This is a genomic window from Bacillus sp. GW823-FHT06A10 (genome assembly GCF_058795375.1).
In genome coordinates, this window is the sequence record NZ_JBXAHT010000001.1 from 391,566 (window position 1) to 409,407 (window position 17,842).

Sequence of the window (17,842 nt, forward strand, 5' to 3'; positions counted from 1 at the left end):
GAAATTTTTAGTATATATGTAGTACATATTATACAAAAACTCCATAAAAAAGAAATACCTTCGCTAAAAAAAGTAAAATTTCTACATTTTATGCTAAATAATGAATAAGTAACGAATAAGTGCGAGAAGAATATTGTAAAAATTAGCGTGCATGAGAAGGTTTTTTTCTTGCGGATGCGAATACAATTAAAAGGTATGAGTTTTAGGATGGAGAGTGGAAATATTGCGTTTTGTAACGGCGAAGAAAGAAGAAAAGGTATTTGTAGGTATTGTGGATGAAGAAGAAGAAAAGGTATTACACTTAAGAGAAGCGCAAAGACAAAAAGGGGAAAAGGTTACAATCCCTATTACAATGTTAGAGTGTATTGAAAGAGGGACTGAATGCTTTGAGAAAGTATGTGAAATTGTAAATTGGGCAAAAGAGAACGGGGAAGCGGCGTATTATCCGTTAACAGAGGTGAAAATATTAGCGCCGATTCCAAGGCCAAGAAAGAATATTTTGTGCGTTGGAAAAAACTATCGTGAGCATGCGGTAGAAATGGGCGGAGTAGAGTCTATTCCAGAAAATATAATGATCTTTACGAAAGCACCAACAACAGTTATTGGCATAAATGAGCAAATTAATGGTCACCCTCACGCAACGGACGAACTAGATTACGAAGGAGAACTAGCTATCATTATTGGTAAGCGAGGGAAGCAAATTAAAAAAGAAAAAGCGCTTGAGCATGTTTTTGGTTATACGATTATAAATGATGTAACAGCTCGAGACATTCAAAGAAAACATAAACAGTTTTTCCTTGGGAAAAGCTTCGATACATTTTGTCCGATGGGACCGTATTTAATTCATAAATCGGTGGTTGAAACGCCGAATGCATTACACATTGAAACGGTAGTAAATGGAGAAGTAAGGCAAACTTCCAACACAAATAAAATGATTTTTTCAATAGAAGAAATTATTTCAACGATAAGCAAAGGAATGACTTTAGAACCAGGCGATATTATCGCAACAGGAACGCCGGCTGGTGTCGGAAAAGGTTTTACACCACCGAGGTTTTTACATGCTGGTGATGAAGTGGTCATTACAGTGGAAAGAATTGGTACTTTGCGAAATGTAGTGAAATGAGAAAAGAGCTATCTTGTATAAAGATAGCTCTTTTCTATGGTCTCGGATTATAGAGATAATCGATAACGGCAAAAGTGTAAAGACCAATTAATGCAAGTGTACAAATGCCAAATAATATAACCGCAAGTGCGCTTTTTTCTCGTCCAAATCCAATAATAGTAAGAATAACAGCAGTCCAAAATGATGCTTTCAGTAGTGTGAGTGTAGTAGGAGTTGAGTAATGAAGCCATGTTGTGGAAAGTAGGAAACTAAAGAATGTAACTAAAATAAACGCTGTAGCTAAATAGTTAATATGTTTACCATATCTTAGTAGCATATCGCACCTCCTTTATGAATTTAAAATACAGAAAATTACAATTTTATCTTAATATAATTGAATATAAAAAGAAAGAGGTTGTCCCAACATGTTGGACAACCTCTCTATTATTACGATAATACAGCTTTAATTTTTTGGAATGCCCACTCTAAATCTTCTTCAGAGATTACTAGAGGTGGTGCGATACGAATTACGTTTTCGTGTGTTTCTTTACATAGTAGACCAGCTGCTTTTAGTTGTTCACAGTAAGGACGAGCTGGCTCGTTTAATTCGATACCGATGAATAAACCTTTACCGCGAACTTCAGTAATCATTGGGTTATCAATTTCTTTTAATTGCCCAACTAATTTTTCTCCTAATTGAAGAGAACGCTCTGTTAATTTTTCTTCTTCTAAAACTTCAAGAGCTGCGATAGAAACAGCACATGCAAGTGGGTTACCGCCGAATGTAGAACCATGAGAACCTGGCTCAAATACACCTAAAATGTCGCGGTTTGCTGCAACACAAGAGATCGGGAACACACCGCCACCAAGGGCTTTACCAAGTATGTACATGTCAGGAGTTACATCGTCCCAGTCACAAGCGAATACTTTACCAGTACGGCCTAAGCCTGTTTGGATTTCATCTGCTACGAATAAAACGTTTTCTTTTTTACATACTTCAAGAGCTTCTTTTAAGTAACCAGCTGGTGGGATGTTAATTCCTGCTTCACCTTGAATTGGCTCTAAAATGAATGCTGCTGTGTTTGGTGTAATTGCGGCTTTTAATGCTTCTAAATCACCGTAAGGAATTACAACGATGCCAGGAAGCATTGGACCAAATCCACGCTTGTACTCTTCATTTGAAGACATAGAAACAGAACCCATTGTACGTCCGTGGAAGTTATCTTCACAAACGATGATTTCAGCACGGTTTGCTTCTACTTTCTTCACATCATAAGCCCAGCGACGAACTGTTTTAATTGCAGTTTCAACAGCTTCAGCACCTGTATTCATTGGAAGTACCATTTCTTTATTAGTTAGTTTCGCAACTTTTTCGTACCAAGGACCTAATTGATCGCTATGGAAAGCACGAGAAGTTAACGTAACACGATTAGCTTGGTCAATTAAAGCGTTAATAATTTTCGGGTGACGATGACCTTGGTTTACTGCAGAATATGCACTTAATAAGTCCATATAGCGGTTTCCTTCAGGATCTTCTACCCAAACACCTTCTGCTTTAGAAATAACGATTGGAAGTGGGTGATAGTTATTTGCTCCATATGTGTCTGTAAGTTCGATAATATCCTTAGTTTGAATCATGATTGTTCCCCCTTTTGTTATTACAAGAAGTTTGTAAATACTCTAAATATTATAGCATTTAAATGTAAAAAAGCGAAACATTTCCTGAAAATAAATGAACATGTTATCATATAGAGTGAAAAAGTGTGAAAAGAGGAGGTAAGGGATACGATGGTACATATGCATATTACAGCATGGGCGTTAGGTTTAATTTTATTCTTCGTTGCGTATTCACTTTATTCAGCAGGAAGAAAAGGTAAAGGTGTACATATGGGGCTTCGTCTTATGTACATTATCATTATTGTGACAGGTTTCATGTTGTACATGGGGATTATGAAGACTGCAACAAGTAACATGCACATGTGGTATGGTTTAAAAATGATAGCTGGTATTTTAGTTATCGGTGGAATGGAAATGGTTCTTGTGAAAATGAGCAAGAACAAAGCAACAGGGGCAGTTTGGGGGCTATTTATTGTTGCATTAGTAGCAGTATTTTACCTTGGACTGAAATTACCGATTGGTTGGCAAGTATTCTAATAAAGAAAATAAAACCACCTTATAATCTCAAAGACTTGGGAGCTAAGGTGGTTTTTACTTTTTATGTCGCATCGATATGTAACTCTTCTCCATTTACTTTCGTAAAACGGAACATGTTTTTATTGGATGTAGTGTGACGGACGAAATGATGCTGTAGTGTACAGATCATCTCTTCGTTATCAAACAAAAGAATATTTACTCCTTCGCGTGACTCCTCTTTCGGTAAGAAAGATAAATAATTATGACAATACATGCAATCATATAAAGAGTAGTGAAGTGATTGCAATGATTCGGTTAATAATGTGAACACAGAGTCAGGTAATTCCTCGAGCCATTCATTATAGCTAAGAAGTAATTTTTTTCGAATACGTATCATTTCCCCGTTTTGCAGGTGGTGCTGTTCGTTGGCGATTTGTAATATATCTTGTTCATAGAAACGAGCTGGTAGCCAGTTGTTGTTATATAAAATCTCAAAACCATCTTCGGCAATATCTTCTAATAAAAATGCTTCATCATTTTCATCATCAAAGAATACCCATTCATTGTTTATATATTCTACATTACCGACTGTATGAGCGCGGGGCTGGTTATATAAAATATGGTTACGTTGTATCATACATGATTTCTCCTTTATAAAAAGTAGTTATTCCTGTTATAGACAGTTCGTGCATTCTTTATAACTAGACACATCTAGACATAGGTGGGCATACAATAAAACACGTTTTACTGAGTGAGAATGCTATTCCATATGTGGATAGTAGGTTATCGTCAAGTTTTCCATTTTTTGATCCGCACTCTTAGGGTGGGGATTACTGCACGTTCAAGAAAAGAAATAAGATGGAAGGATGATTTATATGTGCGGGATTACAGGATGGGTGGATTATAAACGCTCATTAGAAGGAGAAAGAGATGTCGTTACGAAGATGGCTGAGACGTTAGCCAAACGTGGGCCGGATGATAATAAAGTTTGGATTAAAGGCAATGTCGCATTTGGGCATAAACGTTTAATCGTTGTGGACCCTGAGGGCGGGAAACAACCGATGACTTGTTTAAAAGATGAAACGAATTACGCCATTTGCTATAACGGTGAACTTTATAACACAGAAGACATTCGAAAGGAATTATTAAGAAGAGGGTATACGTTTAAAGGTCATTCTGATACAGAAGTATTATTAGCTTCTTATATTGAATGGAAAGAAGAATGTGTCGATCATTTAAACGGTATATATGCGTTTGCTGTATGGGATGAACAGAAAGAACAAGTATTTATTGCGCGAGATCGACTAGGTGTAAAACCGCTATTTTATAAATATGATAGTGGGCGATTACTATTTGGTTCGGAGTTAAAAGCGATATTGTCGCATCCAGATGTGAAGGCGGAAGTAACGTTAGAAGGGTTATCCGAAATATTCGGCCTCGGACCGTCAAGAACGCCTGGCCATGGTATTTATGCTGGTATAAAAGAATTACGTCCAGGTCATGCGATGACATTTTCAAAGAACGGTTTATGTATATGGAGATATTGGAATGTAGAAAGTAAAAAACATGAAGACTCTTTTGAAGAAACAGTAGAGAAAACGCGCTTTTTATTACAAGATGCGATTACAAGGCAGCTTGTTTCTGATGTGCCACTATGTACTTTTTTATCAGGTGGTGTAGATTCGAGCGCTATTACAGCTATCGCAGCAAAAGAATACGAGAAATCAGGAAAAGGGCAATTACACACGTATTCTATTGATTACGAAGATAATGACAAATACTTTAAAGCGAATGCGTTCCAGCCAAATTCAGATGCTCCGTTTATTAATTTAATGACTGAGACATTTCAAACAACCCATCATCGCTGCGTCATTTCGAATGAAAAATTAGCAGAGTATTTAACTGAAGCAGTACTCGTTCGTGATTTGCCTGGTATGGCAGATATCGATTCGTCATTATTATGGTTTTGCCGCGAAATTAAACAAGATTTTGTCGTCGGTTTATCTGGGGAATGTGCAGATGAAATATTTGGTGGATATCCGTGGTTTTATAGAGAAGATGATTTACAATCGAGTGCCTTTCCGTGGATGCGCTCTACAGAAGCACGTGAACAACTGCTAAAGAAAGAATGGAGAAATAAATTAAATTTACAACAATATGTACAAAGGCGCTATGAAGAGTCGATTCAAGAAGTTCCTATTTTAGATGGAGAAAGTCCGCTAGAAGCAAAAAGACGCCAATTATTTTATTTAAATATGGTATGGTTTATGACAACATTATTAGACAGAAAAGACCGCATGAGTATGGGGGCAAGTTTAGAAGTACGTGTTCCATTTGCAGATCATCGCCTTGTCGAATATGCGTGGAATATTCCTTGGGAAATGAAAATGTATAAAAACCGCGAAAAAGGTCTATTACGTAAAGCGTTAGAAGATGTACTTCCACATGACATCTTATATAGAAAGAAGAGTCCTTATCCGAAAACGCACAATCCATACTATACAAAAGCAGTAACAGTATGGCTTCAAAATCTATTAACGGATAAAGGTTCAATTTTACACGAATTGTTTGATAAGGAGCAGTTGAACGGATTAATTCAGTCTGGTGGCAGTGCATTTCAAACACCATGGTTTGGTCAATTGATGACTGGGCCACAGCTTTTAGCTCATTTAGCACAAATTCACGTTTGGTTTAAAGAATATGGGGTAAATATTAAGGAATAAGGGAAAAGCGACTTACAATTATGTAAGTCGCTTTTTATTAAAGAAATTGTCATATAAAATTCAAAATTACCTTATAAATAATATTTAATTAGAATTATTATTTTGACGTACTTATTATTACTTGTTATAATTGGAAATAAACGTTCTGAAAAGGATTCTCATTTATAAAATTGAGGTGTTATATAGATGACAAAGAAAAAAATAGGTTTACTCGTAATGGCGTATGGAACACCAGAATCATTAGACGATGTAGAGGCATATTATACACATATCCGTCACGGACGTAAGCCGTCAGAAGAAGCGCTTGAAGATTTAATTGGGCGCTATAAAGCGATTGGTGGAATTTCGCCGCTTGCAAAAATTACGAAAGAGCAGGCGCATAAATTAACAGATTCGATGAATAACATATTTACAGAGTATGAATTTACTTGTTACTTAGGTTTAAAACATACTGCGCCATTTATAGAAGATGCTGTAGAGGAAATGAAGCGAGATGGAATTGAGCAGGCGATTAGTATCGTATTAGCACCGCACTATTCTACATTTAGCATTAAAGCGTATAATGATCGTGCTATTCGTCTTTCAAAAGAAATCGGTGGTCCTGTTATTGAACCAATTGAACAATGGTATGATGAACCGAAATTTATTTCGTATTGGGCAGACCAAATAAAAGAAACGTTTACAGAAATTGATGATAAAGAGAAAGCAGTCGTAATTTTCTCAGCGCATAGTTTGCCAGAAAAGATTATTGCAGCAGGAGACCCATATGTAGAACAACTAAAGTATACGGCAGATTTAATTGCAGAAGCTGCAAATATTCAAAACTATACAATCGGTTGGCAAAGTGCTGGGAATACTCCTGATCCATGGATTGGTCCAGATGTGCAAGATTTAACGAAAGATTTATATGCAGAGCATGGGTACGAATCTTTCGTATATTGCCCAGTTGGTTTTGTAGCGGAGCATTTAGAAGTTTTATATGACAACGATTATGAATGTAAAGTTGTAACTGATGAATTAAATGCCAAATATTTTAGACCAAGTATGCCGAATGCACAATCTGCATTTATCAACTGTTTGGCTGAAATTGTTTCAAAAAAAGTGAAGGAAATAGTTGACAAAGATTTAGTTTTGAATAATAATTAGTTTATAATAATTTTAAATAAATAATAATTACTATGAAAGAAAGAGGAGGATCCCCCTAGATGAATCCAAATAATCGCTTAACAACAAACCAAGGTGCTCCAGTTGGAGATAACCAAAATTCTCGTACAGCTGGTCGTCGTGGACCAGTATTATTAGAAGACTATCATTTAGTAGAAAAACTTGCACACTTTGATCGTGAACGTATTCCGGAGCGTGTTGTGCATGCGCGTGGTGCAGGTGCTCACGGTGTATTCGTAACGAAAAATAGCATGAAGCCATATACGAAAGCGGCATTTTTACAAAATGAAGGAACTGAAACACCTGTATTTGTTCGTTTTTCAACGGTTATTCATGGTCAAGGTTCTCCTGAAACAGCGCGTGATCCGCGTGGGTTCGCTGTTAAATTTTATACAGAAGAAGGAAACTACGATATCGTAGGTAATCATTTACCTGTTTTCTTCATTCGTGATGCAATTAAATTCCCTGATATGGTACATTCTTTAAAACCAGCACCTGATACGAATATTCAAACGCCAGATCGTTACTGGGATTTCATGACGTTAAGTCCAGAATCTACACATATGATGACATGGGTATTTTCTGATTACGGTACACCAGCAAGCTATCGTGAAATGGAAGGTTTCGGTGTCCATTCATTTAAATGGATTAATGAAGAAGGTAAAATTGTTTATATTAAATACCACTGGAAACCACAGCAAGGTGTACGTAACTTAAATGCGAAAGAAGTGCAAGAAGTACAAGGGAAAGACTTCAATCATGCAACTCGTGACTTGTTCGATGCAATCGAAAAAGGAAATCACCCGAAATGGGATTTACACGTACAAGTTATGCAATTAGATGAAATGGACTCTTTAGACTTTGATCCATTAGATCCAACGAAAGTATGGCCAGAAGATCGCTTCCCATTAATGGAAGTAGGGACAATGACGTTAAATCGTAATCCGAAAAACTTCTTTGCAGAAGTAGAACAAGTAGCGTTCTCTCCAAGTGCAACTGTAAATGGTATTGAGCCATCGGAAGATAAATTATTACAAGGTCGTTTATTCTCTTACCCAGATACACAGCGTTATCGTCTTGGTGCAAATTACTTACAAATTCCTGTAAACTGCCCATACGCAGCTGTTCATAATCAACAACGTGATGGTGCGATGCAAGTAAATCAAAACCCATCTACAATCAACTACGAACCGAGCCGTCATGCAGAGAATCCGGTTGAAGACAAAGTTTACCGCGATTCAACTATGAAAGTAGAAGGCTATGTATCTCGTGAAAAAATCGAAAAACCAAATGACTTTAAACAAGCAGGTGAGCGTTACCGTTCATTCTCTAAAGAAGAGCAAGATAACTTAATTGCGAACTTAACAAATGATTTAAAAGACGTAAATGAACGCACAAAATTATTAGCTGTTTGTAACTTCTTCCGTGCAGATCAAGAATACGGTATGCGCTTAGCGCAGGCGTTAAATGTTGATATTACGCAATATGTAGGAAATGCTCCGAAATAAATAGGAAAAGACGACCGGGTTTCGGTCGTCTTTTTTCTATAACGTTATGTGGGGTATTTTACTTGTAAATTATGTCGGAATTTGTTTGTAAATCGATATGTTGTGTCGAACCGTTGATATATTGAAAGAAACAATCGATATATTTGAAAAATCGTTGATATATCCAAAAAACCGATGATATATTTACATTTATACTAGGTGGGGTATGTTGCCTAGTACGCAAAAAAGAGATGCAATCTACTGTCAATAGATTGCGTCTCTTTTTTAGTTTGCTCGCTCTGCATGTTCATAAGCCTTCTCGCCGTGCATTGAAATATCAAGACCCATGTGTTCTTCATGTTCATCGACGCGAACAGGGAGGAAGAAGTTAATCGCTTTAATAATGGCATACGTCATGATGATCGTGAATGCATATGTTGCGCCAATCGCTATAAGTTGTTTAAACAGTAAAGCGGCGTTTCCGTAAAACAATCCGTTCGCACCATCCCCGTTTACGGTAGTAGTTGCAAATAGTCCTGTTGCAATACCGCCCCAAGTTCCTCCGATACCGTGGCATCCAAAGGCATCAAGTGTATCGTCATACCCGAATTTTGTTTTTAAGAAGAAAACGGCGCCAAAGCATAATATACCACCAATTGCTCCGATAAGAAGAGCGGAGAAAGGTGTAACGAACCCGCAAGCTGGTGTAATAGCGACTAGACCAGAAACAACTCCGCAAGCAGCTCCCATCGCAGTCGGTTTTGATTGGAAGAACCATTCAGAAAGCATCCAAGTTAGAGCGGAGGCAGCAGCGGCTATATTTGTATTAATAAATGCAGTTAAAGCTACGTCGTTTAAGGATAATGCGCTGCCGACGTTAAAACCGAACCAGCCAAACCATAATAAGCCTGCGCCTAACATTGTAAATGGCAAATGGTGGGGAGAAGAACCATTTATGTTTTTTCGTTTTCCAAGGAAAATAGCTAATACAAGACCAGCAACTCCGGAAGTGATGTGAACGACGTTTCCGCCAGCGAAGTCTAGTGCACCAAGTTCCCTTAGCCATCCGCCGACGCCCCATACCCAATGAGCGACAGGATTGTAAACGATCGTTGTCCATAGAAGGATAAAAATAAGAAAGGCAGAAAATCGCATTCTTTCAGCGAATGCACCTGAAATTAAAGCTGGAGTTAAAATGGCGAACATGAGTTGAAACATCATGAATAAATTGTGAGGAATAGTAGATGAGTAGTCTGGATTTGGTGCGTAGGTAACTCCGTTTAGACCGAACCAATCAAGTGTACCGATAAGCCCGTGCCAATCTGGTCCGAATGATAAAGAATAGCCGATAACAATCCATTGAATCGAAACGATAGCCATTGCGCTATAACTATGCATCGTTGTGCTGAGTACATTTTTGCTGCGAACCATACCTCCATAAAAAAGTGCCAATCCTGGTGTCATCAACATGACCATTACTGTCGTCACAAACATAAAAACTGTATCTCCCATATCCATGATCTCTCCTCCTGTAATGTTAGAAAAAATAACATCTATTTGTTATGTTTCATATCATATTCGAAATTAAACTAAAAATCAACTAAAAATTCAGAAAATTATATGCATGATGTCATAAAACCTAACATGAATTATTTTGTGAGGATTAAAATCGACATATGCGTTTCATTCGGATAATTGGTATAATATTCTTACAATTAAAAAGCTTGGGGGATGCGTGTGGGAAAAATACGGACTAGGAAACTATTCATTTGTTTTTGCTTAGCTGTTGTTTTGTTTGTACCAATACATACTTTTGCAGACGAAAAAAGAGAGTGGCGAGATGAAGTTATATACTCCATTATGATTGATCGCTTCAATAATGGAGAACCGAAAAATGACAAACAGTTAGAAGTTGGTAATTTAGAAGGGTATCAAGGAGGGGATATAAGAGGAATTATAAAAAGGTTGGATTACATAAAAGAAATGGGTTTTACTACCGTTATGCTTTCGCCACTTTTTGAAAGTGGAAAGTACGATGGATTAGACGTGCGAAATTTTAAAAAGGTAAATGAACATTTCGGGACAGACAATGATGTGAAAGAACTTGTAAAAGAAGTTCATGCAAAAGGAATGAAAGTTGTATTTCAATTTCCACTTGGAGAAAACGAACAACAGGTAATTGACGCAATGAAATGGTGGATAAAAGAAGTTGATTTAGACGGAAGTTATGTTATACATAGTGAAAAAAAGCCGCGTTCCTTTTGGGATAACGCGCAAAAAGATATGCAAGTGATAAAGAAAGATTTTCGTATTATGACAAAGGAGGATAGCGAATACAACGAAAAAATAGTAGAATCGTTTTCTAAAGCAGATGTATCGGTGAAATCGTTATACGATGTGAGTAAAAAAGAAGGAGAATTTGTTACGTTCTTAGATAATCAAGAAACAAAAAGATATGCGCGTATTGCAAAAGAAAATATGTATTATCCGCCATCACGTTTAAAACTGGCGCTTACTTATTTGTTAACATCACCTGGAATTCCGAATTTTTATTACGGAACTGAAATTGCATTAGATGGAGGAAGTGTACCCGATAATAGACGATTAATGGATTTTAAGTCAGACGAAAAATTTATGCAGCACATAACAAAACTAGGTGAACTTAGACAGGTGAGACCGTCTTTACGACGCGGTACGTTTGAGCTACTGTATGATAAGAGCGGTATGAGCATACTAAAACGAAAATATAAAAATGAAGTAACTTTAGTAGCAATTAATAATACGAAAGAAACACAAAAAGTCTCCTTACCTGCAAGTACGATTGGTGAAAAACAAGAGTTAAGAGGATTGTTGCAGGATGAAATTATAAGAGAGGAAAACGGGAAATTTTATCTCGTTTTAAAGCGTGAAGAATCAAACGTGTATAAAGTTAACGGAGAAACAGGTGTGAATTGGTTATTTATCTCCTTAATCGTTGGGGTGAATGTATTATTTATTGCGTTTTTAATTGCAGTTAAAAGGAAGCGTAGATAAGATGAGGAGTTGCTGGCTCTATGTTCATGTCTTCTTATTGTATATGTAAGTTTGTTCGGTGGCGCGATAGTGTTTATTCTGTTGATATGAAATTTCTTAAGAGAAACGATGTGAGAATGAAAACGTCCCTAGTGAGAGGAGGGCCAGGTTAGGAAGAGGATTTTCTTCCTAACCTGTTTTTTGTGTTAGCACCGATAGGGAAGAATCTTTGAAAAATCAATAATTGCAACTATATTAATTTTACATTACATTAAAAGTTAGAGAATACTCTTATACTAATACAGTGCTAAATAGTAGGTGGGAAAATGGAGTTTTACGATTTGGGTATTACCATTAAAGAGCTTAGAATTAAAAAAAATATATCACAATCCGAATTATGTCATGGAATATGTTCGCAAAGTCAAATTAGCAAAATAGAAAAAGGTGTGATTTATCCATCTAGTATATTGTTATATCAATTATCAGAAAGACTTGGTATTGACCCAAATAATATATTTGCATTAACTCAAAACAAAAAACTAAAATATGTAGAAAATGTAAAATGCGTAATAAAAGATTGCTTAAAGCAAAAACAATACAAAGAACTTTATGAAATAGTGAAAAAAGAGAAAAACGAAAATAACTTCCAATCAACAGAAGATAAACAATTTTTAATATGGCATGAAGCGATTGCTATATTTATGGTGGATAAATCAATAAAAACTGCTTTAGATTTTTTAAATAATGCATTAAAATTAACTGTAACTAATTCAGATTTTTTATCAGAAAGAGAAATAGATATTATGCAGACAATTGCTATATTCCATGGGGAAAATAAAGAATATGAAAAAAGTATTAATATATTAAGAAGGTGTTTAACTAATTTTAATAAGTTAGATTTTCCTAGAGATAAAGAAATTAAATTGAAAATTATTTTTAATTTAGCAAAAATTTTAGGTCATGCAAATCAACATGAAGAGGCAGTAAAATACAATGATATGGGTATCAAACTAGCTATTAATCTAAATACTTTATATTTACTAGGTGAATTATACTATGGAAAAGCTTGGAATTTATTGAAACTTAAACAACCTAATGAAGAAGATGTTGCAAATAACATGAAAAAAGCATTATTTATATTTGAACTAACAGAAAAAGAAAATCTGATAAAAATGGTTAAAGAAAAATATTTTGAAAACCAAACTGAAAAAAGTCACTCATAATTCATTTGGAAATCACTTGAAATATAATAAAACCTACAGGGAAAATCCCTGTAGGTTCTAAACTTATAAACTTTCTTCTAAAATATTAGTGTTTAATATAAATTTTTGAATAAGAGTTTACTTAGTGTACTTTTTATTTTGAAGTCTGCATCTTTATTAACGATGTATGCTTCTTTTTAAATCCATCCGAATATTATTGGTTCAAGTCGGAGGAAGGTACTTTGAAGTGTCTTTTTTTTATGACCTTTATCATTAACTATTTAATGTTTTTTTAAATGATTACATGACATAGTTTTTTTGTACCAAGCTTTGTTGATACAGTTAGACTTATCCGTTAGTGAATTCGCATTATTAGAACATCCTACAGTATTTAGGGAGAATGTGGCCAATAAAAACCATAGTATTAATTTCTTCATAATAACCACTTCTAACTCTTTTTTAATTAACATTTTTTAAGTTCCTTATTAATTTTACATTACATTAAAGGTTGGGAAATATTCTTATACTCATAAATTGTTACGTTTTGACGGGGAGAGGAATTATGAGTTACAGCGATTTTTAAGATGATTTTGGTCTAAGATGTAGTTATTAAGAAAAGTAATTCAAATTGAAGGGGGAAACGTCTTGAGGTGTCTTTTTCTTATTTTCAATAAGGTCTGCTAAATGCATGTATAAAACAAATTCTACAATAAGGTCTAGTTTAATCATACGGTCATTTGTAAAGTCTTCGTATGGTTAGACTCCGTTTACTTAGCAATTTTCACCGCATATACCTTTTTCTCTAGTTTGTTCTCGTAATATTGTCTCTACAAGACAAAAAAGAAAACTCCTCTAATTAAGAGGAGTTTTCTTTTTAGCGGTAGTTAATGAACTGTACGTCGATTGGTAAATCAGCGCTACGAACAGCTGCGATTACGGCTTGTAAGTCATCACGGCTTTTCGCTGTAACACGTACTTGATCGTCTTGTACTTGTGTTTTTACTTTTAATTTCATTTCTTTAATGATGTTGTTAATTTTTTTGGCGTTATCTTTATCGATACCTTGTTGAAGTGTTGCACGTTGGCGAACAGTGTTGCCAGTTGCAGCTTCAACTTTTCCGTAATCTAAGTTCTTAATTGGAACGTTACGTTTTACAAGTTTAGAAATTAAAACGTCTTTTACTTGGTCTAATTTGAACTCGTCGTCAGAAGTTAAAACTAGTACTTCTTTTTCTAATTTAATATCACTTTTACTTCCTTTAAAGTCATATCGGTTTTGGATTTCTTTTAATGCGATATTAATTGCGTTTGTTACTTCAGGTAATTCTACTTTCGAAACGATGTCAAAAGAACTATCTTTTGCCATAGTTAGCACCTCCAAATAAATTTCTAATCTTGTTATGTACTGTACATACTAAAGTATAGCTGAAAACGAGTCTAGACTTAAGTGTTTTCGTACTTATATTCATGGAACCTCATTTTATTATAGTGAATTTTGGGCAGTTGGACAAATACAGGAAAAATCATGTTATAATTAACTTTTGTTTGGAATGATAAAAAAGATAATTTTATATATATAGAAGGGAATTAAAAAATATGTATTTGCAAATAGGATCGATTGAACAGGTAACTGTTTTACGCGAAACGGAAATCGGATATATGGTTGGGAATGAAGAAGAAGAAATTTTCCTACATAAAAACGAAGTAGCTGGAGAAATTGAAGAAGGCGATACGATTGATGTATTCTTATACCTTGATCACCAAAATCGTATTTCAGCAACTATGAAGGAACCGATTATTACAACTTATGATTGGAACTGGGTAAAGGTTGTAGAAGTTATTCCTAGTTTAGGTGTGTTTGTTGATATTGGTGTGTCAAAAGATATACTAATTCCAGCTGATGAGTTCCCGATTTATATGCCAGTATGGCCAGAAGTAGGCGACGAATTATATTGTACGTTAAAATTAACGAATCGTGATCGTTTAATTGCTCTTCCGGCAAGAGACAGTGATATGCAAGAAATTATCGTAGATGCAACGCCATCTATGCGTAATAAAAACGTAAATGGACGTGTATATCGTTCGCTTCAAGTAGGTTCATTCGTTTTAACAGATGAACATTTCCGTGCTTTCTTACACCATACAGAAAGAAAAGAACAAGTCCGCATCGGTCAGCGTGTAACAGGACGTATTATTGACGTAAAAGATGACGGTACAATTAACATTTCACTTCTTCCTCGTAAAGAAGAAGGAATGGAAGACGATGCTGCAGTAATTTATGCATATATGGAAGAACGAGGCGGAGCAATGCCGTTTTGGGATAAGAGCCATCCAGAAGATATTAAAGAACGCTTTAACATGAGTAAAGCTGCATTTAAGCGCGCACTTGGTAAGTTGATGAAAGAAGAAAAGGTTTACCAAGAAGAAGGTTGGACTTACTTTAAGAAATAAGATAGAAGATTAAAAAGCACACCCTTATCTAAAAAGATAAGGGTGTGCTTTTTTTAATTTCCTTGCGGAGAAACAAGAGTAAATGTATCTTTCAAATCACTATCATTTATTTTAATATTTGCCTTTTTTAATTCCTCTTGTAACAATTTTTTGCTGAATACAGGATCAGCAGTACGTTCTTCCTCTAAGTTTTTGCGAATAGAGTTTTTTACTTCATCGTAAGGTTTTAAATCTTTTTTATCAGTTAATTTAATAACGTGATAACCGTTTGATGATTTTACGGGATTGCTAATTTGTCCAACATTTAGTTTGTAGGCAGCCGTTTCGAATTCAGGAGCCATTGTACCTGAATTGAAGTATCCAAGGTCTCCGCCTTTATCTTTTGATAGTAGATCTTGTGATTCTTGTTTTGCTAATTCTTCAAATGAAGCACCAGCATCTAGTTTACTCTTTATTTCTTTCGCTTCATTTTCGTCACTTACTAAAATGTGACTCGCTTTAATTTCTGGCTTATAGTGGTCTTTTACGTCTTTCTCTGTAATGCTTTTCTTAATCGCTTCATTCATAGCAAGTTTGAACTTAATTTGATTTTTAAAATCCTCTTCATCTTTTAAACCATTATTTTCTAATACTTTTTTGAATTGATCTCCATATTGTTTTTTTACTTTTTCTACTTCTTTATTTACCTCTTCATCAGGTACTTTATATTTTTTTGTGATGACGTCTTGTGCCATCATTTCGTATAGCATGTCTTTTCCGTAACGATCTTTCAATTGTTTTTCGAAGTCGTCCTTTGTAACAGTCGAGTCTGTTGCTGTGGCGACTGTAGCTGATCCGTTTTTTTGTCCGCAAGCAGATAGCATCAATATACTTATTAGTGCAGTAATAATGAAAATATGTTTCCCTCTCATGCCAACACCTCATCCGAATATGTTATCGCTATTGTAGAATATAGAAGTGAACATGAAGTGAATTTTTAATGTTTTTTTCCTTTAAAATGTAAAAAAGTACATCAACATAATTGTTGATGTACGATGGAATCAAAGGTGATCGGTCTTTTTAGAGTATGCACGTTTACCTTGCTGAATATTTTTTTGCTCTTGCTCATTTTTTTGTGTGCGTTTTGCGTTATTATCGCGTGCTTTTTTGTCGTTATCACTCGTATGTGGCATATGTATCAACTCCATTTCTAAACGTTGTACGTTTATCATTTCCTTTTTCGTAAAGACTATGTATAGCGGTGCATTTATGAAGGGTAAAGGTGGATTCGAAATGGATTTGAAGTTGAATTATACTGAACTTATAAAGAAGTTAATCGTTGTAATCATCGCAGGTTTATTAAACGCGATTGGGATGAATTTATTTTTAACGCCAGCGAAAGTGTATGCGAGCGGCTTTGCTGGATTGTCTCAATTATTATCACAAATATTAGGTGATTTTTTATCGATTCACATATCTACGGGAGTATTGTTTAGCTTATTTAATATTCCTGTCGTTATTTTAGCGTGGAAAAAGGTTGGAAAGGCCTTCACCTTTTTTAGTTTTCTTTGTGTTATATTTATGACTTTGTTTCTAGAAATCATCCCTGTTAGAGCGGTTTCGAATGATATCATATTAAATGCGATTTTTGGCGGGATTATTTCGGCAATTGGAGTAGGGATTGCTTTAAAGTGGGGTGCTTCTACAGGTGGATTAGATATTATCGCCATGATTTTATCAAAAATAAAAGATAAGCCTGTCGGTACATACTTTTTCTTTTTTAATGCAATTATCATTATCGCTGCTGGCTATGTATATGGATGGGAAAAAGCGTTATATACGTTAGTGACTTTATATGTATCAACGAGAATTATTGATGCAATTCATACTCGTCATGTAAAGATTACAGCATTAATTGTTACGAAGAATGGGGCGGACGTAAGAAAGGCAATTCACTCGCGATTAGTAAGAGGAATTACAACGATACCAGCAACAGGTGCTTATACGAATGAAAATAAAGAAATGTTAATGATGGTTATTACCCGTTACGAGTTATACGAATTGGAGAGGATTATTAAACAAGTGGACCCAGGTGCATTTACAAATATACTGCAAACAGTTGGGGTGTTCGGATTGTTTCGGAAAGATTAAAGAGGACCGAAGTTGGTCCTCTTTTTTAATGTATATTCGTAATGTTTTGCAATTGCTCTTGCATTTCACGGAGCTGAACTTTTTCAGCAGTTGAAGAGTTTGCGTAAGCGGATTGCAAAGCATTTTTTGCTCTATATACGAGATCTTGTTGCTCAGTACCGCTTGAACAAGATACGGCATTTTCAACAGCATCTCTAGCTTGTTGGAATAGTAAGTTCCCCATTTAAACCCCTCCAAAAGAAGAGTTACTTCTTGCCTTTTCTGCCTCAGCTAATGTACCTCTGTACGGGAATCTTGCATCATGCTTCATAACAGCATCGGCTCCTTGTTGGATAAAACGCTTTGATTTGTTCTTTTTACCCATTCGAAAAACCCCCTTTATTTAGCTGAAAACAATCGACGCGATGTCTCTTGCGTCTACTTATAGTATGGACATTT

18 protein-coding genes are annotated in these 17,842 nt (G+C 35.4%); 9 read left to right on the forward strand and 9 right to left on the reverse strand.

Annotated elements, in window-relative coordinates; translation table 11 throughout:
- The first annotated feature begins 223 nt into the window (after positions 1–223).
- The gene (locus AC1Q8M_RS02050; RefSeq protein ID WP_064532885.1) at positions 224–1,123 is read left to right on the forward strand and encodes a fumarylacetoacetate hydrolase family protein; all 900 of its coding nucleotides are present in this window, start codon (positions 224–226) and stop codon (positions 1,121–1,123) included.
- Between the two features lie 34 nt (positions 1,124–1,157).
- Here the strand turns inward: AC1Q8M_RS02050 and AC1Q8M_RS02055 are convergent, their stop codons facing one another.
- Both AC1Q8M_RS02055 and rocD read right to left on the reverse strand, forming a co-directional pair.
- Positions 1,158–1,439, reverse strand: a complete 282-nt coding sequence (locus tag AC1Q8M_RS02055) for a hypothetical protein (protein WP_000926859.1) — start codon at positions 1,437–1,439, stop codon at positions 1,158–1,160.
- A gap of 110 nt (positions 1,440–1,549) precedes the next feature.
- Positions 1,550–2,740, reverse strand: a complete 1,191-nt coding sequence (rocD, locus tag AC1Q8M_RS02060) for an ornithine aminotransferase (RefSeq protein WP_000616660.1) — start codon at positions 2,738–2,740, stop codon at positions 1,550–1,552.
- Positions 2,741–2,890: 150 nt separating this feature from the next.
- On the opposite strand from rocD, the gene AC1Q8M_RS02065 reads away from it, so the two are divergent.
- Entirely contained in the window at positions 2,891–3,256 is a 366-nt protein-coding gene (locus AC1Q8M_RS02065) for a YisL family protein (protein WP_000233490.1), read from the forward strand.
- Positions 3,257–3,317: 61 nt separating this feature from the next.
- On the opposite strand, the gene AC1Q8M_RS02070 is transcribed toward AC1Q8M_RS02065, so the two are convergent.
- Complete coding sequence (locus tag AC1Q8M_RS02070; protein WP_000616066.1) at positions 3,318–3,872, reverse strand: DUF2777 domain-containing protein; 555 nt, start codon at positions 3,870–3,872, stop codon at positions 3,318–3,320.
- Between the two features lie 238 nt (positions 3,873–4,110).
- On the opposite strand from AC1Q8M_RS02070, the gene asnB reads away from it, so the two are divergent.
- From asnB to katB, 3 genes are all read left to right on the forward strand, one after another.
- The gene (asnB, locus tag AC1Q8M_RS02075; RefSeq protein WP_098365587.1) at positions 4,111–5,958 is read left to right on the forward strand and encodes an asparagine synthase (glutamine-hydrolyzing); all 1,848 of its coding nucleotides are present in this window, start codon (positions 4,111–4,113) and stop codon (positions 5,956–5,958) included.
- Between the two features lie 186 nt (positions 5,959–6,144).
- Positions 6,145–7,104: a ferrochelatase gene (hemH, locus tag AC1Q8M_RS02080; RefSeq protein WP_097822113.1), complete on the forward strand. Its 960-nt coding sequence runs from the start codon at positions 6,145–6,147 to the stop codon at positions 7,102–7,104.
- A 59-nt stretch (positions 7,105–7,163) separates the two neighbouring features.
- Positions 7,164–8,630 carry a catalase KatB gene (gene katB, locus AC1Q8M_RS02085; RefSeq protein WP_098855627.1) on the forward strand — a complete coding sequence of 489 codons (1,467 nt, stop codon included), beginning with the start codon at positions 7,164–7,166 and terminating at the stop codon, positions 8,628–8,630.
- A 264-nt stretch (positions 8,631–8,894) separates the two neighbouring features.
- Here katB and AC1Q8M_RS02090 read toward each other — a convergent pair whose 3' ends face one another.
- Positions 8,895–10,127, reverse strand: coding sequence for an ammonium transporter (locus AC1Q8M_RS02090; protein WP_000367134.1), 1,233 nt, complete (start codon positions 10,125–10,127; stop codon positions 8,895–8,897).
- 213 nt (positions 10,128–10,340) lie between these two features.
- Here AC1Q8M_RS02090 and AC1Q8M_RS02095 point away from each other — a divergent pair, with 213 nt between their 5' ends.
- Entirely contained in the window at positions 10,341–11,642 is a 1,302-nt protein-coding gene (locus AC1Q8M_RS02095; RefSeq protein WP_097822112.1) for an alpha-amylase family glycosyl hydrolase, read from the forward strand.
- A gap of 305 nt (positions 11,643–11,947) precedes the next feature.
- Positions 11,948–12,844 carry a helix-turn-helix domain-containing protein gene (locus tag AC1Q8M_RS02100; RefSeq protein WP_000397889.1) on the forward strand — a complete coding sequence of 299 codons (897 nt, stop codon included), beginning with the start codon at positions 11,948–11,950 and terminating at the stop codon, positions 12,842–12,844.
- An 853-nt stretch (positions 12,845–13,697) separates the two neighbouring features.
- Here AC1Q8M_RS02100 and AC1Q8M_RS02105 read toward each other — a convergent pair.
- Positions 13,698–14,189 carry a YajQ family cyclic di-GMP-binding protein gene (locus tag AC1Q8M_RS02105; RefSeq protein WP_001040146.1) on the reverse strand — a complete coding sequence of 164 codons (492 nt, stop codon included), beginning with the start codon at positions 14,187–14,189 and terminating at the stop codon, positions 13,698–13,700.
- Between the two features lie 230 nt (positions 14,190–14,419).
- Between AC1Q8M_RS02105 and AC1Q8M_RS02110 the strand changes: the two genes are divergently transcribed.
- Positions 14,420–15,274, forward strand: a complete 855-nt coding sequence (locus tag AC1Q8M_RS02110) for a CvfB family protein (RefSeq protein ID WP_000281262.1) — start codon at positions 14,420–14,422, stop codon at positions 15,272–15,274.
- A gap of 53 nt (positions 15,275–15,327) precedes the next feature.
- On the opposite strand, the gene prsA is transcribed toward AC1Q8M_RS02110, so the two are convergent.
- Together prsA and AC1Q8M_RS02120 are read right to left on the reverse strand one after the other, a co-directional pair.
- Positions 15,328–16,185 carry a peptidylprolyl isomerase PrsA gene (prsA, locus tag AC1Q8M_RS02115; protein ID WP_001214222.1) on the reverse strand — a complete coding sequence of 286 codons (858 nt, stop codon included), beginning with the start codon at positions 16,183–16,185 and terminating at the stop codon, positions 15,328–15,330.
- Between the two features lie 129 nt (positions 16,186–16,314).
- On the reverse strand, positions 16,315–16,446 hold the full coding sequence (locus AC1Q8M_RS02120; RefSeq protein ID WP_001120851.1) for a DUF3941 domain-containing protein: 132 nt from the start codon (positions 16,444–16,446) through the stop codon (positions 16,315–16,317).
- A 100-nt stretch (positions 16,447–16,546) separates the two neighbouring features.
- On the opposite strand from AC1Q8M_RS02120, the gene AC1Q8M_RS02125 reads away from it, so the two are divergent.
- Positions 16,547–17,404: a YitT family protein gene (locus tag AC1Q8M_RS02125; protein ID WP_000364431.1), complete on the forward strand. Its 858-nt coding sequence runs from the start codon at positions 16,547–16,549 to the stop codon at positions 17,402–17,404.
- Between the two features lie 25 nt (positions 17,405–17,429).
- On the opposite strand, the gene AC1Q8M_RS02130 is transcribed toward AC1Q8M_RS02125, so the two are convergent.
- Together AC1Q8M_RS02130 and AC1Q8M_RS02135 are read right to left on the reverse strand one after the other, a co-directional pair.
- Positions 17,430–17,627 (reverse strand): DUF3813 domain-containing protein, encoded by a 198-nt coding sequence (locus AC1Q8M_RS02130; RefSeq protein WP_000527406.1) that lies wholly within the window; start codon positions 17,625–17,627, stop codon positions 17,430–17,432.
- Positions 17,628–17,768, reverse strand: a complete 141-nt coding sequence (locus AC1Q8M_RS02135) for a hypothetical protein (RefSeq protein WP_000516816.1) — start codon at positions 17,766–17,768, stop codon at positions 17,628–17,630.
- Positions 17,769–17,842 lie beyond the last annotated feature (74 nt).

What these genes read in the sequence shown, in the direction of transcription:
- AC1Q8M_RS02135 (WP_000516816.1), bottom strand. Translation starts at nt 17,768, where the DNA reads ATGGGTAAAAAGAACAAATCAAAGCGTTTTATCCAACAAGGAGCCGAT.
- hemH (WP_097822113.1), top strand. Translation starts at nt 6,145, where the DNA reads ATGACAAAGAAAAAAATAGGTTTACTCGTAATGGCGTATGGAACACCA.
- rocD (WP_000616660.1), bottom strand. Translation starts at nt 2,740, where the DNA reads ATGATTCAAACTAAGGATATTATCGAACTTACAGACACATATGGAGCA.
- AC1Q8M_RS02070 (WP_000616066.1), bottom strand. Translation starts at nt 3,872, where the DNA reads ATGATACAACGTAACCATATTTTATATAACCAGCCCCGCGCTCATACA.
- AC1Q8M_RS02125 (WP_000364431.1), top strand. Translation starts at nt 16,547, where the DNA reads ATGGATTTGAAGTTGAATTATACTGAACTTATAAAGAAGTTAATCGTT.
- asnB (WP_098365587.1), top strand. Translation starts at nt 4,111, where the DNA reads ATGTGCGGGATTACAGGATGGGTGGATTATAAACGCTCATTAGAAGGA.
- AC1Q8M_RS02055 (WP_000926859.1), bottom strand. Translation starts at nt 1,439, where the DNA reads ATGCTACTAAGATATGGTAAACATATTAACTATTTAGCTACAGCGTTT.
- AC1Q8M_RS02090 (WP_000367134.1), bottom strand. Translation starts at nt 10,127, where the DNA reads ATGGATATGGGAGATACAGTTTTTATGTTTGTGACGACAGTAATGGTC.
- prsA (WP_001214222.1), bottom strand. Translation starts at nt 16,185, where the DNA reads ATGAGAGGGAAACATATTTTCATTATTACTGCACTAATAAGTATATTG.
- AC1Q8M_RS02065 (WP_000233490.1), top strand. Translation starts at nt 2,891, where the DNA reads ATGGTACATATGCATATTACAGCATGGGCGTTAGGTTTAATTTTATTC.
- AC1Q8M_RS02095 (WP_097822112.1), top strand. Translation starts at nt 10,341, where the DNA reads ATGCGTGTGGGAAAAATACGGACTAGGAAACTATTCATTTGTTTTTGC.
- AC1Q8M_RS02130 (WP_000527406.1), bottom strand. Translation starts at nt 17,627, where the DNA reads ATGGGGAACTTACTATTCCAACAAGCTAGAGATGCTGTTGAAAATGCC.
- AC1Q8M_RS02120 (WP_001120851.1), bottom strand. Translation starts at nt 16,446, where the DNA reads ATGCCACATACGAGTGATAACGACAAAAAAGCACGCGATAATAACGCA.
- AC1Q8M_RS02100 (WP_000397889.1), top strand. Translation starts at nt 11,948, where the DNA reads ATGGAGTTTTACGATTTGGGTATTACCATTAAAGAGCTTAGAATTAAA.
- katB (WP_098855627.1), top strand. Translation starts at nt 7,164, where the DNA reads ATGAATCCAAATAATCGCTTAACAACAAACCAAGGTGCTCCAGTTGGA.
- AC1Q8M_RS02105 (WP_001040146.1), bottom strand. Translation starts at nt 14,189, where the DNA reads ATGGCAAAAGATAGTTCTTTTGACATCGTTTCGAAAGTAGAATTACCT.
- AC1Q8M_RS02110 (WP_000281262.1), top strand. Translation starts at nt 14,420, where the DNA reads ATGTATTTGCAAATAGGATCGATTGAACAGGTAACTGTTTTACGCGAA.